This is a genomic window from Burkholderia sp. AcTa6-5, assembly GCF_017815075.1.
Classification (GTDB): Bacteria; Pseudomonadota; Gammaproteobacteria; order Burkholderiales; family Burkholderiaceae; genus Burkholderia; species Burkholderia sola.
Map to the genome: position 1 here is coordinate 157,399 of NZ_JAGIQE010000006.1, position 14,794 is coordinate 172,192.

Here is a 14,794-nt window from a genome sequence, read left to right on the forward strand (position 1 = left end):
CGTCAGGGCCGCGGCTGCAAGGCCCGCCCGGCGGGGCTCGGCGGCGGCTGTTGCAAACCTTCCACAGGCCGGACCGGCGATTTTCTGCCCGGCCGCGCGAGCCGGTTATGATCGACGACAACGTATACTCTCGGCGGTTCCCTTAAAAAGGCAGATGATGAAATTAATCGGTTCGCTCAGCAGCCCGTACGTCCGAAAGGCGCGGATCGTGCTTGCTGAAAAGAAGATCGACTACAAGCTGGAGCTCGAGAACGTGTGGGCGCCGGACACGAACATCCATGCATCGAACCCGCTCGGCAAGGTCCCGTGCCTGGTGATGGAGGATGGCGCCGCGGTGTTCGATTCCCGTGTGATCTGCGAATACGTCGATACGCTGTCGCCGGTCGGCAAGCTGATTCCGCCGTCGGGCCGCGAGCGCGTCGAAGTGCGCTGCTGGGAAGCGCTGGGCGACGGCGTGCTCGACGCAGCCGTCGCGATCCGTCTCGAACACACGATGCGCGACGAAGCGCAGCGCAGCGTGAGCTGGATCGCGCGCCAGCAACGCAAGATCGACGACGCGCTCGTCGCGATGTCGCAGGGTCTCGGCGGCAAGACGTGGTGCGTCGGCAATCATTACACGCTCGCCGACATCGCGCTCGGCTGCGCGCTCGGCTATCTCGACTTCCGGATGCCCGAGCTCAACTGGCGCGATCGCCACCCGAACCTCGACAAGCACTTCGTGAAGCTGCAGCAGCGACAGTCGTTCGCCGATACGCTGCCGCAGAGCTGAGCCGCCGCGCGGTCTTCACGCATTCGGCAGACGAAAGAAAAGCGCCCCGCGGGGCGCTTTTCTTTTTGCGGCGCAGGCCGCCCGCCGCCGGAGCGGGCTGGCCGCTTGCATCACTCGATCGACGCGTACACGGCTTCGCCGAGCGTGAACGAATCGCTGCGCGCGATCGGCCACCACTTGTCGTACAGCGAGAAGCCGCAGGTGTGGCCGTCGAGCAGCGCACCGGGTTTCAGGTACTTCAGCAGTTGCGACATCAGCCGTACCTCGTGCGGCGCGACCCGCTGCACGATGTGGTGCGCGCGCAGTTCGGACGGATGCGCGAGGCCGGCCGCCTGCACGAGTTCCTGCAGCGCATGCAGCGTATTGCGGTGGAAGTTGTACACGCGCTCGGCCTTGTCGGGCACGACGAGCGCGCGCTGGCGCACCGGGTCCTGCGTCGCGACGCCGGTCGGGCAGCGGTCGGTGTGGCAGTGCTGCGCCTGGATGCAGCCGACCGCGAACATGAAGCCGCGGGCCGAGTTCACCCAGTCCGCGCCGATCGCGAGCGTGCGCGCGATGTCGAACGCGGTGATGATCTTGCCGCTCGCGCCGAGCTTCACGCGGTCGCGCACGCCGATCCCGACGAGCGTGTTGTGCACGAGCAGCAGCCCTTCCTGCAGCGGCACGCCGACGTGGTCGGTGAATTCGAGCGGCGCCGCGCCCGTGCCGCCTTCCGCGCCGTCGACGACGATGAAGTCGGGCACGATGCCGGTCTCGAGCATCGCTTTCGCGATCCCGAAGAATTCCCACGGATGGCCGATGCACAGCTTGAAGCCGGTCGGCTTGCCGCCGGACAGCGTGCGCAGCCGCTCGACGAATTCGAGCAGCCCGCGCGGCGTCGAGAATTCCGAGTGCGTCGCGGGCGAGATGCAGTCCTTGCCCATCGGCACGCCGCGCGTCTCGGCGATTTCCGGCGTGATCTTCGCGGCCGGCAGCACGCCGCCGTGGCCCGGCTTCGCGCCCTGCGACAGCTTCACCTCGATCATCCTGACCTGCGGATCGGCGGCCTGCTTCGCGAACTTGTCGGGGTTGAACGTGCCGTCGTCGTTGCGGCAGCCGAAGTAGCCGGACGCGATTTCCCAGATGATGTCGCCGCCGTGCTCGCGGTGGTACTTCGACAGCGAGCCTTCGCCGGTGTCGTGCGCGAAGCCGCCTTTCTTCGCGCCGAGGTTCAGCGAGCGGATCGCGTTCGCGGACAGCGAGCCGAAGCTCATCGCCGAGATGTTGAAGATCGAAATGTCGTACGGTTGCGCGCGATTCGCGCCGACGCGGATGCGGAAATCGTGGTTCGGCAGCTTCGTCGGCGCGAGCGAATGGCTGATCCATTCGTGCGCGACGGCCTTCACGTTCAGCTCGGTGCCGTACGGACGGTTGTCGGCGACGTTCTTCGCGCGCTGGTAGACGAGGCTGCGCTGCGCGCGCGAGAACGGTTTTTCGTCGGTGTCGTCCTCGACGAAGTACTGGCGGATTTCAGGTCGGATGAACTCGAACAGGAAGCGGAAGTGGCCCCAGAGCGGGTAGTTCCGCAGGATCGCGTGGCGGTCCTGGTTCAGGTCGTACAGGCCGAGCGCGACGAGGGCGATGGGGATGGCGGTCCACAGCCAGGAGAGTGCTTGGACCGACGCGAGGACGGCCGCCGCGACGAGCAGCAGCACGGCACACCACATCGCGAGGTAGCGTCTTGAAAGCATGGGGACTCCGTAAGAATTCTGGAATGCCGCCATGCGTACGCTGCGAAGGCGGCGCGCCGGCCGCGGCGGAATCGTGTTCCGCCGGGCGCGGCGTGCCGCAAGTCTAAACCGAATGGGTGTCAGCGTGCATCGGCGAGCGCCGGGGCCTGGCCGCCCGCCGCAGCCTGACCGGGCTGGCCGGTGCCCGCGGATTCGATGATGCCGCCGCCGAGGCAGATCTCGCCGTCATACAGCACGGCCGACTGGCCGGGCGTGACCGCCCACTGCGCGTCGTCGAACGCGAGCGAGAAGCGCGCTTCGCCTGCCGGGCCGGCGGCCGCAGTGCCGAATGCGCACGCCGCATCGGCCTGCCGGTAGCGCGTCTTCGCGCCGCACGAAAAGCCGTCGGCCGGCGGCTCGCCGGCGACCCAGCTCACGTTGCCGGCGACCAGTTCGCGCGACAGCAGCCACGGATGGTCGTGGCCCTGCACGACGTACAGCGCGTTCGACGCGATGTCCTTCGCGGCGACGAACCACGGCTCGCCGTTGCCGCTCTTGCTGCCGCCGAGGCCGATGCCCTTGCGCTGGCCGAACGTGTAGAACGCGAGGCCGATGTGCTCGCCGACCACCTTGCCGTCGGGCGTCTTCATCGGGCCGGGTTTCGTCGGCAGATAGCGGTTCAGGAAATCGCGGAACGGCCGTTCGCCGATGAAGCAGATGCCGGTCGAATCCTTCTTCTTCGCGTTCGGCAGCCCGATCTGCGCGGCGATCTCGCGCACCTTCGTCTTCGGGATCTCGCCGAGCGGGAACATCGTCTTCGACAGTTGCGCCTGGTTCAGCCGGTGCAGGAAGTACGACTGGTCCTTCGTATGATCGAATGCCTTCAGCAGTTCGAAACGCCCGTCGCGCTCGCGCACGCGCGCGTAGTGACCGGTCGCGATCATTTCCGCATCGAGCGACATCGCGTGGTCGAGGAACGCCTTGAACTTGATCTCGGCGTTGCACAGCACGTCGGGGTTCGGCGTGCGGCCGGCCGAGTATTCGCGCAGGAACTCCGCGAACACGCGGTCCTTGTATTCCGCGGCGAAGTTGACGGCTTCCACGTCGATGCCGATCAGGTCGGCCACCGACACGACGTCGATCCAGTCCTGGCGCGTCGAGCAGTATTCGCCGTCGTCGTCGTCTTCCCAGTTCTTCATGAACAGGCCGACCACGTCGTAGCCCTGTTCCTTCAGCAGCCACGCGGTCACCGACGAATCGACACCGCCCGACATGCCTACCACTACACGACGCTTGCTCATTTGCTGACCGCCTGACGTTCGAATGCCTCGGGGCGCGGCGCGACCGAATGCGTGTGCACGAAATCGAGCGGAATGCGCCGCCCGGCGAGATAGTCGTCGACGCAGCGCATCACCGCGGGCGAACGATGGCGCTCGCTGCAGGCGCGCAGTTCGTCGGACGTCATCCACAGCGTGCGGACGATGCCGTCGTCGAGCGCATGGCCCGCGACCGGTTCGCCGGCCGTGCCGCAGAACGTGAAGCGCAGGTAGGTCGCGCCGGCGCTGCCGGGGCGATCGTAGTGCGCGAGATAGACGCCGACGAGCGCGTCGGGCGTGAACGGGTGCGCGGTTTCCTCGAGCGTTTCGCGGATCACGGCGTCGGCCAGCGTCTCGCCGGCTTCGAGGTGACCGGCCGGCTGGTTGATGCGCAGGCCCGTCGAGGTTTCTTCCTCGATCACGAGAAAGCGGCCGGCGCGCTCGACCAGCGCGGCGACCGTCACATGCGGGGTCCAGATTTCGGGTTTCATGGTTCGGCATTTTACCGGTTGCGCCCGAACGCTGCCGGCCGTTTCCCGCCGGGCCGCCCGCTGCCGGTCGCGCGTTAGACGATCCGACCCTCGCAGATCGTCCGTCCCGGCGATGCATGACGGCAGCGACCAGACTCATGTCGCATTCGAGCACGGTCGTGCGCAAAGTGCTGGCGGGGCCATCGCTTTCGGTTAAAGTGCAGCGTGAACGCCGTTGCTCGTGAGCCGGTAAGTCAGCCTGTCCGGCTCGTTGTGCAGTAAAGATCGCAAGAAAAGAAATACTGACAATGACTGGAGGAACTGACGATGCATATTGGAGTGCCTGCTGAAACGCGGGCCAACGAGGCGCGCGTGGCCGCGACGCCGGAAACCGTGAAGAAATACGCGGCGGCCGGCCATCGGGTCAGTATCGCGAAAGGGGCCGGCAGCGCCGCCAGCTATCCCGACGAAGCCTATGTGGCCGCCGGCGCCGAATTGACCGACCAGTCGGCCGCTTTTGCCGCCGATCTCGTGCTGAAGGTCCAGGCGCCGACCGACACCGAGTTGCCGTTGCTCAAGCGCGGCGCCGTGCTGGTCGGGATGCTCGATCCGTTCAACGGCGAGCAGGCGGCGCAGCTCGCCGCGGCCGGCGTGACCGGCTTCGCGCTCGAGGCCGCGCCGCGCACGACGCGCGCGCAGAGTCTCGACGTGCTGTCGTCGCAGGCGAACATCGCCGGCTACAAGGCCGTGCTGGTGGCCGCGTCGCTGTATCCGCGCTTCATGCCGATGCTGATGACGGCCGCGGGCACCGTGAAAGCGGCGCGCGTGCTGATTCTCGGCGCGGGCGTCGCGGGCCTGCAGGCGATCGCGACCGCGAAGCGGCTGGGCGCGGTGATCGAGGCGTCCGACGTGCGGCCGGCCGTGAAGGAGCAGATCGAGTCGCTCGGCGCGAAATTCCTCGACGTCCCGTTCGAAACCGACGAAGAGCGCGAAGCCGCGCAGGGTGTCGGCGGCTATGCGCGCCCGATGCCGCCGTCGTGGCTCGCCCGCCAGGCCGCGCTCGTGCACGAGCGCGCGAAGCAGGCCGACATCGTGATCACGACCGCGCTGATTCCCGGCCGCCCGGCGCCGACGCTGATCTCGGTCGAAACGGCGCAATCGATGAAGCCCGGCTCGGTGCTCGTCGATCTCGCGGCCGGCCGCGGTCCGGACATCGACGGCCGCAAGGGCGGCAACTGCCCGCTGACCGTCGCCGACCAGGTGATCGTGCACCACGGCGTGACGATCGCCGGCTACACGAACCTCGCGTCGATGGTCGCGTCGGACGCGTCGGCGCTGTACGCGCGCAACCTGCTCGACTTCATGAAGCTGATCGTCACGAAGGAAGGCACGCTGAACATCGACCTGACCGACGACATCGTCGCCGCGACGCTGCTGTGCCGCGACGGCGAAGTCACCCGCAAATAACGGAGGAGACCATGGAAGTCATCAATCACACGGTGATCAACGTGATCATCTTCGTGCTGGCGGTGTACGTCGGCTACCACGTCGTCTGGAACGTCACGCCGGCGCTGCATACGCCGCTGATGGCCGTGACCAATGCGATCTCGGCGATCGTGATCGTCGGCGCGATGCTCGCGGCGGCGCTCACCGTCGGCGCGACCGGCAAGTTCTTCGGCACGCTCGCGGTCGCGCTCGCGGCCGTCAACGTGTTCGGCGGCTTCCTCGTGACGAGGCGCATGCTCGAGATGTTCCGCAAGAAGGAGCCCAAGCGTGTCGAGGGCGGCAAGGAGGGCGCGCGATGAGCATGAACGTCGTTACGCTGCTGTACCTCGTCGCGTCGGTGTGCTTCATCCAGGCGCTGAAGGGGCTGTCGAACCCGAAGAGCGCGCGGCGCGGCAACCTGTTCGGGATGGTCGGGATGGCCATCGCGATCCTCACGACGATCGCGCTGATCGTCAAGCAGGCCGCGTGGCTCGGCGCGAACCTGCCGCTCGGCCTCGCGCTCGTGCTCGGCGCGCTGATCGTCGGCGGGGGCGTCGGCGCATTCGTCGCCGCGCGCGTCGAGATGACGAAGATGCCGGAACTCGTCGCGGCGATGCACTCGCTGATCGGTCTCGCGGCCGTGTGCATCGCGTATGCGGTGGTGTCGGAGCCGGAAGCGTTCGGGCTCGTGCCGCAGGACGCGGTGTCGTCGAGCTTCATCCCGTACGGCAACCGCGTCGAGCTGTTCATCGGCACGTTCGTCGGCGCGATCACGTTCTCCGGTTCGGTGATCGCGTTCGGCAAGCTGTCGGGCAAGTACAAGTTCCGGCTGTTCCAGGGCGCGCCGGTCGTGTACGCGGGCCAGCACCTGATCAACCTGATGCTCGCGATCGCGATGCTCGGCTTCGGCATCCTGTTCTTCATCACGCAGGCGTGGCTGCCGTTCATCATCATGACGGCGATCGCGTTCGTGCTCGGCGTGCTGATCATCATCCCGATCGGCGGCGCGGACATGCCGGTGGTCGTGTCGATGCTGAACTCGTACTCGGGCTGGGCCGCGGCCGGCATCGGCTTCTCGCTGAACAACGCGATGCTGATCATCGCCGGTTCGCTGGTCGGCTCGTCGGGCGCGATCCTGTCGTACATCATGTGCCACGCGATGAACCGCTCGTTCTTCAACGTGATCCTCGGCGGGTTCGGCGGCGAAGCGGCGGCCGGCGGCGCGGCGGGCGCGCAGGAGCAGCGGCCGGTGAAGTCGGGTTCGGCCGACGATGCGTCGTTCATGCTCGGCAACGCGGAAACGGTCGTGATCGTGCCGGGCTACGGGCTCGCCGTCGCCCGCGCGCAGCACGCGCTGAAGGAGCTGACCGACAAGCTGATCGAGAAGGGGATCGACGTGAAGTACGCGATCCACCCGGTCGCCGGGCGGATGCCGGGCCACATGAACGTGCTGCTCGCGGAAGCGGAAGTGCCGTACGAGATCGTGCACGAGATGGAGGACATCAACGGCGAATTCGGCCAGGTGGACGTGGTGCTCGTGCTCGGCGCGAACGACGTCGTGAACCCGGCCGCGAAGACCGATCCGAAATCGCCGATCGCGGGGATGCCGATCATCGAGGCGTACAAGGCGCGCACGGTGATCGTCAACAAGCGCTCGATGGCGGCCGGCTACGCGGGCCTCGACAACGACCTGTTCTACATGGACAAGACGATGATGGTGTTCGGCGATGCGAAGAAGGTGATCGAGGACATGGTGAAGGCCGTCGAGTAACGCTCGCCCCGACACGCGTCGCCTGCTTCGATGCGCGGGCGCCGCGCAGCGGACAGGCCCGGCCGGCGCAAGTGAGCCGGTCGGGCTTTTTTCATGGTGCGACGCGTTGGGCGACGCAGGCGGCGATCGCGTCGCGCACGCGCACGATCGCCGGGTCGCGCTGCGTGCTCGTGCGCCAGCCGATCTCGACCGGATAGCGCGGCAGGTCGACCGGGCACGCGAGCGCACGCAGCGACGTCGCTTGCGCGATCGCATGCGCCGCATGCGCGGGGATCGTCGCGACCGCGTCGGAGCCGGCGAGCAGGTACGGCAGCGCGGCGAAATGCGTGGTCGACGCCGCGACGCGCCGCTTGTGACCGAGCGCGGCCAGCGCCTCGTCGACGATCCCGATCACGCCGCCCGACGACACGAGCAGGTGGTCGCGCCGCAGGAACTCGGCGAGCGTCAGCGTGCGCGGCGCCCGCGCGCGGCCGGCCGGATCGATCAGGCACGCATAGCCGCCGGTGGCGACCGCGCGCCGGCTGAGCCCGTTCGCCGAGAATCCGCCCGACGCGATCGCGACGTCGACGCCGTGCCGCAGCAACGCGTCGCCGGCGATGCCGCTGTGCGTCTGCCGGAAGATCAGCCGGATGCCGGCCGCTTCGCGCGCGACCGCATCGATCAGCGCGCGGCCGAGCGCGATCTCGAAATCGTCGGACAGACCGACCGAGATCGTGCGGCCGACGCGGTCGCCGCCGTCGGCCGCGATCGCGAGGCTTTCGCGGCAGCGGTCGAGCGCATCGGACAGGATCGGCTTCAGTTCGTCCGCGCGCGGCGTCGGCGCGAGCCCGCGGCCGGTGCGCACGAACAGCGGATCGGCATAGATCACGCGCAGCCGGCCAAGCGCCGCGCTGACCGCCGACTGCGTGAGATCGAGCCGCAGCGCCGCGCGGCTCGCGCCGCCTTCCTCGTACAGCGCCTCGAACACCTTCAGCAGGTTCAGGTCGAGGTCGGCGATATCATCTGCATTCATGACACATATCGTTCTATCGATTTGATCGATGACATCTTATCGATAAAGATGGCGCCATCCCACTCATCGGAGACGCCTATATGTCCACCTCAGTCATCGCCGCGCTGCAGATCGGCGCATCGCCCGCCGGCACGCGCGCCACGCTCGACACGATTCTCGGCTACGAAAGCGCGATCCGCGACAGCGGCGCGTCGCTGGTCGTGCTGCCCGAGGCCGTGCTCGGCGGCTATCCGAAAGGCGAGATCTTCGGCACGCGGCTCGGCTACCGGCTGCCCGAAGGGCGCGACGCGTATGCGCGCTACGCCGCGCAGGCGATCGACGTGCCGGGACCGGAAACCGACGAGCTGGCCGCGCTGTCGCAGCGCACGGGCGCGAGCCTCGTGGTCGGCGTGATCGAGCGCGGCGGGAGCACGCTGTACTGCACGGCGCTGTTCTTCGATCCGCGCGACGGGCTCGTCGCGAAGCACCGCAAGCTGATGCCGACCGGCACCGAGCGGCTGATCTGGGGGCAGGGCGACGGCTCGACGCTGCCGGTCGTCGACACCGCCGCCGGCCGCGCGGGCGCCGCGATCTGCTGGGAGAACCACATGCCGCTGCTGCGCTGCGCGATGTACGCGAAAGGCGTGCAGATCTGGTGCGCGCCGACCGTCGACGAGCGCGACGTATGGCAGAGCTCGATGCGGCACATCGCGCACGAGGGGCGCTGCTTCGTCGTGAGCGCGTGCCAGGTGCAGCCGTCGCCGCGCGCGCTCGGCATCGACGTGCCGGGCTGGGACCCGGAGCGGCCGCTGATCCGCGGCGGCAGCGTGATCGTCGGGCCGCTTGGGGACCTGCTGACCGAGCCGCTGATCGGCGAGGCCGGGCTCGTGACCGCGCACGTCGATACCGACGAGCTCGTGAAGGCGCGCTACGACTTCGACGTCGTCGGCCACTACGCGCGTGCGGACGTGTTTTCGCTGCACGTCGACGAGCGGCCGAAGCGGCCGGTGGTGTTCGGCGGGTAACGCAAGCGGGGCCGGGCGCCACCTGGCGCCCGGCAAACGAAGGGGCGGCGGCGTGCGCCCGCCGCCTTGCCGCGTCAGCGCATCGGCGCTTCCGCGATCCGCATGTAGTCGGCGATCCGCCGGCCTTCCATGTCCGGAAACTGCTCGTGCACGGTGATGTCGCCCATCCGCGCGATGTCGAAGGTGCGGAAATCGTCGCGCAGCTCGCACCACGCGCCGATCGTCCAGCGCCCGCCCCAGTAGACGAGCCCGAGCGGCCACACGCGGCGCTGCGAATGCGCACCGAGCCGGTCGCGATAGTCGAAGCTGACGATGTGGCGCGTGTCGATCGCCTGGTGGATCGCGTCGACCTTCGCGCAAAACGTCTCGTCGATGTGGAACGACGGCGCGAATACGGGCAGCCGGTCGAGCGCCGTGCGCTTGTCGGCCGGCATCGCCGACGCGATCTTCGCGAGCGCCGAGCGCGCGCCGCTCGCGAAGCGCGCACCGCCCCAGGTCTCGAGCATGCGCGCGCCGGTGGCGAGCGCCGCCAGCTCCTCGGCCGTGAACGTGAGCGGCGGCAGGCTCGCGTTGCGGTTCAGCCGGTAGCCAATGCCGGCTTCCCCTTCGATCGGCACCCCTGACAGTTGCAGGTCGCGCACGTCGCGATAGACCGTGCGCGGCGACACCGACAGCCAGTCGGCCAGTTGCTGCGCGGTCGTGAGACGACGCCCGCGCAACAGCTCGGCGATCTGGAACAGGCGGTCGGCACGGCGGGTCATGACAGCACCTCGATTCCTCGGGCGACGGGGACTTCGCGATGATAGCGCCGCGCCGGCCCGCTGACCGCTGCGCTCAGTGGCATTTCGGCGCGTGCAGGCCGACGCGGTTGCCTTCCGTGTCGATCAGATAGCCGACGTAGCCGTAGTTGTTCGGCAGCTCGACGACCGAGCCCTGCACGACGCCGCCCGCGCGCTTCGCGCGTTCGAGCGCCGCGACGACCGATTCGCCGGCGTTCAGGTAGACGAGCACGCCGTTCGCGCTCGGCTTGATCTGCTGCGGATCGAACACGATGCTGCCGCCGGTGCTCGACGCGTCGCGATCGAACGTCGCCATCGGCACGCCGCCGATGACCGCGCGCTGCAACGTGGTTTGCAGCACGGTCTCGTAGAAGCGGATCGCGCGATCGAAATCGAGGGACGGAATGTCGAACCACGCGATCGCGCGTTCCGGGGTGGCAGTGGCAGTTGCAGACGTCATGACGAGCTCCTTGTTGTTCGGGTTCTTGATGGAAACCAGCCTTGCATTGCGCCGGGATTGCAGTGTGGCGGGGGGCTGCTGACAGCGTGCTGTCAGTAGTCATGGCGGTGCTGACAAAAGGCGGCGGTGGCGTCCGGTCGTGCGGGAGCGCCCGCGCGGATGGGAGGCGGCAGGGACGTGCAGGACGGCGGCGTAAAGAAAAACGCCCGGCGGGTGCCGGGCGTCGTCTGGTTGTCAGCAGGCGGCCGCAGCGGCCGGTTCGCGTGTCAGGCGTCGCCTTCCGGCGCGGCCGGGCGTGCCTTCACGCTGCCGGCGATCAGGTCGAAGCGGAACAGCCGGCATTCGAGCGCGCCGTTGAACAGCGGCGTCTTCGCCGATTCGCGCAGCCGCAACTGGCCCGGCAGCGAACGGTCGGACGTCAGCAGGAACGCCTGCCAGCCGGTGAAACGCTGCTTCAGCGCATCGCCGAGCGCGTTGAAGAACTCGCTGTCCGGCGCGTCGGTGTGCGTGCGCCGGAATGCGTCGTCGTTGCCGCGGTTGCGGCCGGTTTCGCGCACCTCGCCGCGCGCACTGCGGCCGCGCACTTCGATCCGCTCGCCGTACGGCGGGTTCGCGAGAAGGATGCCCGGCCCGTCGCACGGCGGCGTCATCCCGCGCGCGTCGACCTGCTTGAGCCACACCGACGGCACGCCGGCGCGCTCGAGGTTCGCGCGCGCCTTCTCGAGCATGTCGCCGGAAATGTCGCTGCCGTACACGCCGAGCGCGTCGCCGCGCTTGGCCCGTGCCGCGCGCTTCGCGTCGAGCGCCGGAACCTTCAGCCCCTGCCACGCGGTGATGTCGTACTGCTTGAGCTTTTCGAAGCCGAACCGGCGTTCGACGCCGGGCGCCACGCCGAGCGCGATCTGCGCGGCTTCCGCGAGGAACGTGCCGCTGCCGCACATCGGGTCGTACAGCGCGGTGCCGGGCGTCCAGCCCGTCAGGCGCAGGATGCCGGCCGCGAGGTTCTCGCGCAGCGGCGCCGCACCCTTGTCGAGACGCCAGCCGCGCTTGAACAGCGGCTCGCCCGACGTGTCGAGGTACAGCGTGCATTCGTTGACGGTCAGGAACGCGAACACGCGCACGTCCGGCGCCCCGGTGTCGATGCTCGGGCGCGAGCCGGTTTTCTCGCGCATCCGGTCGCAGATCGCATCCTTCACGCGCAGCGTCGTGAATTCGAGGCTTTTCAGCGGCGACTTGATCGCGGTGATGTCGATGCGCAGCGTCTGCGTCGACGCGAACCAGCGTTCCCACGGCTGCTCGAGCGCGAGCGCGTAGACGTCCTGCTCGTTGCGGTACGGGCCGTGCGCGATCTTCAGCAGGATCCGGCTCGCGATCCGCGAATGGAGGTTCGCGGCCATGCCGGCGGCCCAGCCGCCGCTGAAATGGACGCCGCCCGGCACCTGCGCGCCCGCGGTGAACGGCGCGCCGTTCAGGTGGCGGCCGGCGATCTCGGCCAGCTCGGCGGCAAGCGCCGCTTCGAGGCCGCGCGGGCAGGGGGCGAAGAATTCGAACAGGGTGGGCGAGGACATAAGGCGGGTGAGGACGTGCAAAAGTCCACTATTGTACGCGGCGCGGGCGACCGGGGCCGGCGTTTCGGCGCGGCGGCGCCGGCGCGGCCGCCGCTCGCGCGTGCCGGGCGGGCCGGGAAGGCGGCGAGGGGCGGCCGGGCACGCGCCGCCGCGCCGCCGCAGCTCAGTGCGCGCCCGGCTGGCCGGCGCGCGCGGCGGGGTGGGCCGCCGGCCAGAACAGCGCGAGCGGATTCGACAGCACCGTGCGGACGATCGCGGCGACGAGCGCGCGCACCTTGGTCGGGCGCAGGCTGCGCGAGCGCACGGCCATCGTGAACGCGAGCGCGAAGCTCACGAGCACGTTGAGGATCGCCATGCTCAGCACGCCCGCGCCGGCCCACCACAGCTCGGGCGTGCCGAGCGCACCCTTGCCCAGCACGCCGAGCGCGACCCCGATCGAGCCGGCCGACAGCGTCACGTGCCGCACCTCGAACGGGAACATGAACACGGTGACGATCGCCGGGACGAGGCCGAGCATCAGGCCGAGGCCGACGTTCGCGACCACGCCCGCGACGTTCGACCGGCAGAAGTGCGCGAGCTTCGCGGCGCCGGCCGCGCCGAGCGTCAGGCGCAGCCGGCGGTTGTACGTGATCGCGTCGCCGACCCGATGCAGCACGAACCAGTTGTCGGCCCAGCCCGCGAGCAGGCTCGACGCCCACAGCAGCACGCCGGTGAGCGCCGCATAGAACGGCGTCGGGCCCAGCAGCGAGAACGAGTGCAGCGTCGCGTGCGCCTTCTCCGGCGAGATCAGGTTCGCGTGCAGCACGTTGCTTGCGAACAACTGCACGAGCAGGCACACCGGCAGCACGACGAGCACGTTGCCGGAAATCGCGGCCGCCTGCGTGCGGATCAGCGCGATCACCGACCCGACGAACGCCTTCACGCCTTCGTCGTGGCCGGTGTCGTCGAGCTCGCGCGCGAGCGTCGGCGCGGTCATCGCGGGCTGCTTGGTCGCGAGCGTGAAGTGCAGGAAGTGCATCAGCATGAAGCTGGCCGCGTAGTTGACGCCCGCGAGCAGCCCTTCGAGCATCGACTGCAGGTGCGCGCCCGTGATCGCGAACTTCACGCACACGGTCGCGACGGTGACGAGGCCGCCGCCCGCGGCCATCCGCAGCATCTTCAGGTACTCGGCGCGGCCGCGCGAAATGTAGTGCTCGCCGGTGTCCGCGTTGGTCTCGACGAGCTTGCGCGCGAACAGCGAGAAGTTGCTGCGCACCAGATGCGCGACGCTCTGGCTGCTCTGGTTCGCGTCGACGAGTTCGGCGGTCAGGTGCGCCATCCCGCGCAGGTCGTCGCGCGCCATCCACGCGTTCAGCAGCATTTCCGCGCGCAGGATGCGCATGCGCATCCGCTCGACCTGGAACACGATGTCGACCGACACGCCGTTGCGGTACAGGTGCGCGAACACGTCGTCGACGGCGATCCGGCATTCGTCGAGCAGCACGCGCAGGTAGTTCACCTCGTGCAGCAGCTTGCTCGGGTCGCCGCCGTCCTCGACGGCCGCGTGCGCGGTCTCGACCGCGAGCATCGCGCGCGTGAGGCGGTAGAACGGCTGCGATTCGAGCGGCTGGCGTTCGAGCGGCTTGCGCGCGTCGTCGTCGGACAGCCGGCTGCGCACCGTCTGCGACAGGCCGGTCGAGCTGATCTGGCAGGTCAGGTTGTGCAGTGCGGCCAGCAGGTCGCGCGAGAACGAGCCGGGCTCGTGGCGTTCTTCGTCGGTGACGTCGAACGAAATCAGCTCGGCGATGCGCGCGAGCAGGTCATCGGGCAGCGCGTCGATCCATTTCGCGTCCTCGGGCGTCGGGAACATCAGCGTGAACAGCGCCGACAGCTCGCGGCGGTTCGGCGCGGGCGGGATCAGCGACGAGTCGATCCGCTCGAACAGCGCGCCGAAGAAGCCCGAATGCACGGGCATGCCGGCATCGCACAGCAGCGAGATGCCGTCGCACTCGCGCAGGATGCCGCGCAGGATGCGCGCCGCGTGCGCTTTCCACGCGGGGTTGCGATCGAGTACGTGGAACAGGTAGCGCAGCCGCGCATGGGCCGGATACGCGCGGGTGTCGGCGTCGCGCTCGGCCGGCGCCTCCTGCACGGTGCCGTTGCGGCGCAGCCAGTGCGCGAGCTCGATCAGCCATTCGCTGCGCTCGGCGTACGACGCGTCGGCATCGGCATTGGCGAGCAGCGCATCGAGCTGGTGACCGGCATTGCGCGACGCGCGCCACTTCTTGATCAGGGTCGTCAGGGAACGAAACATAAACGGAATAGCGAAAGCCCGGGACGGGCGGGTTCGGGATGCCGGCCGGGGAAACGGCGCGGCGCCGGTGAGAACGGGTAAGACGGGGCCGGTGGCCGGACGATGCGCGGCAACCCGCGATGCGCTGCCCCGCCGCGGTGCACGCGGTTCGCGTGCGG

The 14,794-nt window shown here is 68.9% G+C and carries 13 protein-coding genes; 5 read left to right on the plus strand and 8 right to left on the minus strand.

All coding sequences use genetic code 11. The annotated features are described in order from the left end of the window. Positions 1-157: 157 nt before the first annotated feature. On the plus strand, positions 158-769 hold the full coding sequence (locus tag J8I33_RS10815; protein ID WP_209925827.1) for a glutathione S-transferase N-terminal domain-containing protein: 612 nt from the start codon (positions 158-160) through the stop codon (positions 767-769). A 110-nt stretch (positions 770-879) separates the two neighbouring features. Here the strand turns inward: J8I33_RS10815 and J8I33_RS10820 are convergent, their stop codons facing one another. The 3 genes from J8I33_RS10820 to J8I33_RS10830 form a co-directional block, all read right to left on the minus strand. Further along, a complete protein-coding gene (locus J8I33_RS10820; RefSeq protein WP_209935430.1) occupies positions 880-2,499 on the minus strand; it encodes an FMN-binding glutamate synthase family protein in 1,620 nt (539 codons plus the stop codon). Between the two features lie 119 nt (positions 2,500-2,618). Next, on the minus strand, positions 2,619-3,779 hold the full coding sequence (gene mnmA / locus J8I33_RS10825; RefSeq protein WP_124630590.1) for a tRNA 2-thiouridine(34) synthase MnmA: 1,161 nt from the start codon (positions 3,777-3,779) through the stop codon (positions 2,619-2,621). Further along, positions 3,776-4,285 (minus strand): NUDIX hydrolase, encoded by a 510-nt coding sequence (locus J8I33_RS10830; protein ID WP_050013796.1) that lies wholly within the window; start codon positions 4,283-4,285, stop codon positions 3,776-3,778. The genes mnmA and J8I33_RS10830 overlap by 4 nt, the downstream gene beginning before the upstream one ends. Before the next feature lie 306 nt (positions 4,286-4,591). On the opposite strand from J8I33_RS10830, the gene J8I33_RS10835 reads away from it, so the two are divergent. Genes J8I33_RS10835 through J8I33_RS10845 form a run of 3 tightly spaced genes read left to right on the plus strand, consistent with a single transcriptional unit; the run spans position 4,592 to position 7,520 of the window. Beyond that, complete coding sequence (locus J8I33_RS10835; protein WP_050013795.1) at positions 4,592-5,731, plus strand: Re/Si-specific NAD(P)(+) transhydrogenase subunit alpha; 1,140 nt, start codon at positions 4,592-4,594, stop codon at positions 5,729-5,731. A gap of 11 nt (positions 5,732-5,742) precedes the next feature. Next, positions 5,743-6,069: an NAD(P) transhydrogenase subunit alpha gene (locus J8I33_RS10840; RefSeq protein WP_006476884.1), complete on the plus strand. Its 327-nt coding sequence runs from the start codon at positions 5,743-5,745 to the stop codon at positions 6,067-6,069. Continuing rightward, positions 6,066-7,520 (plus strand): NAD(P)(+) transhydrogenase (Re/Si-specific) subunit beta, encoded by a 1,455-nt coding sequence (locus J8I33_RS10845; RefSeq protein ID WP_050013794.1) that lies wholly within the window; start codon positions 6,066-6,068, stop codon positions 7,518-7,520. The genes J8I33_RS10840 and J8I33_RS10845 overlap by 4 nt, the downstream gene beginning before the upstream one ends. A gap of 91 nt (positions 7,521-7,611) precedes the next feature. Here the strand turns inward: J8I33_RS10845 and J8I33_RS10850 are convergent, their stop codons facing one another. Next, positions 7,612-8,532, minus strand: a complete 921-nt coding sequence (locus tag J8I33_RS10850; RefSeq protein ID WP_209935438.1) for a LysR family transcriptional regulator — start codon at positions 8,530-8,532, stop codon at positions 7,612-7,614. A gap of 80 nt (positions 8,533-8,612) precedes the next feature. Between J8I33_RS10850 and J8I33_RS10855 the strand changes: the two genes are divergently transcribed. Further along, complete coding sequence (locus tag J8I33_RS10855; RefSeq protein WP_050013792.1) at positions 8,613-9,536, plus strand: carbon-nitrogen hydrolase family protein; 924 nt, start codon at positions 8,613-8,615, stop codon at positions 9,534-9,536. 74 nt (positions 9,537-9,610) lie between these two features. Here J8I33_RS10855 and J8I33_RS10860 read toward each other — a convergent pair whose 3' ends face one another. The 4 genes from J8I33_RS10860 to J8I33_RS10875 all read right to left on the minus strand — a co-directional run bounded on the left by J8I33_RS10860 (position 9,611) and on the right by J8I33_RS10875 (position 14,636). Further along, positions 9,611-10,297 carry a YafY family protein gene (locus J8I33_RS10860; RefSeq protein WP_006497518.1) on the minus strand — a complete coding sequence of 229 codons (687 nt, stop codon included), beginning with the start codon at positions 10,295-10,297 and terminating at the stop codon, positions 9,611-9,613. A gap of 73 nt (positions 10,298-10,370) precedes the next feature. Next, positions 10,371-10,775 (minus strand): hypothetical protein, encoded by a 405-nt coding sequence (locus tag J8I33_RS10865; protein ID WP_006476880.1) that lies wholly within the window; start codon positions 10,773-10,775, stop codon positions 10,371-10,373. A gap of 266 nt (positions 10,776-11,041) precedes the next feature. Next, the gene (locus J8I33_RS10870) at positions 11,042-12,343 is read right to left on the minus strand and encodes a class I SAM-dependent RNA methyltransferase (protein WP_050013791.1); all 1,302 of its coding nucleotides are present in this window, start codon (positions 12,341-12,343) and stop codon (positions 11,042-11,044) included. A 163-nt stretch (positions 12,344-12,506) separates the two neighbouring features. Then, positions 12,507-14,636 carry a site-specific recombinase gene (locus J8I33_RS10875; RefSeq protein ID WP_209925769.1) on the minus strand — a complete coding sequence of 710 codons (2,130 nt, stop codon included), beginning with the start codon at positions 14,634-14,636 and terminating at the stop codon, positions 12,507-12,509. Positions 14,637-14,794: the final 158 nt, after the last annotated feature.

Coding starts and splice junctions, on each gene's coding strand:
- J8I33_RS10815 (WP_209925827.1), top strand. CDS start 158: ATGAAATTAATCGGTTCGCTCAGCAGCCCGTACGTCCGAAAGGCGCGG.
- J8I33_RS10820 (WP_209935430.1), bottom strand. CDS start 2,499: ATGCTTTCAAGACGCTACCTCGCGATGTGGTGTGCCGTGCTGCTGCTC.
- mnmA (WP_124630590.1), bottom strand. CDS start 3,779: ATGAGCAAGCGTCGTGTAGTGGTAGGCATGTCGGGCGGTGTCGATTCG.
- J8I33_RS10830 (WP_050013796.1), bottom strand. CDS start 4,285: ATGAAACCCGAAATCTGGACCCCGCATGTGACGGTCGCCGCGCTGGTC.
- J8I33_RS10835 (WP_050013795.1), top strand. CDS start 4,592: ATGCATATTGGAGTGCCTGCTGAAACGCGGGCCAACGAGGCGCGCGTG.
- J8I33_RS10840 (WP_006476884.1), top strand. CDS start 5,743: ATGGAAGTCATCAATCACACGGTGATCAACGTGATCATCTTCGTGCTG.
- J8I33_RS10845 (WP_050013794.1), top strand. CDS start 6,066: ATGAGCATGAACGTCGTTACGCTGCTGTACCTCGTCGCGTCGGTGTGC.
- J8I33_RS10850 (WP_209935438.1), bottom strand. CDS start 8,532: ATGAATGCAGATGATATCGCCGACCTCGACCTGAACCTGCTGAAGGTG.
- J8I33_RS10855 (WP_050013792.1), top strand. CDS start 8,613: ATGTCCACCTCAGTCATCGCCGCGCTGCAGATCGGCGCATCGCCCGCC.
- J8I33_RS10860 (WP_006497518.1), bottom strand. CDS start 10,297: ATGACCCGCCGTGCCGACCGCCTGTTCCAGATCGCCGAGCTGTTGCGC.
- J8I33_RS10865 (WP_006476880.1), bottom strand. CDS start 10,775: ATGACGTCTGCAACTGCCACTGCCACCCCGGAACGCGCGATCGCGTGG.
- J8I33_RS10870 (WP_050013791.1), bottom strand. CDS start 12,343: ATGTCCTCGCCCACCCTGTTCGAATTCTTCGCCCCCTGCCCGCGCGGC.
- J8I33_RS10875 (WP_209925769.1), bottom strand. CDS start 14,636: ATGTTTCGTTCCCTGACGACCCTGATCAAGAAGTGGCGCGCGTCGCGC.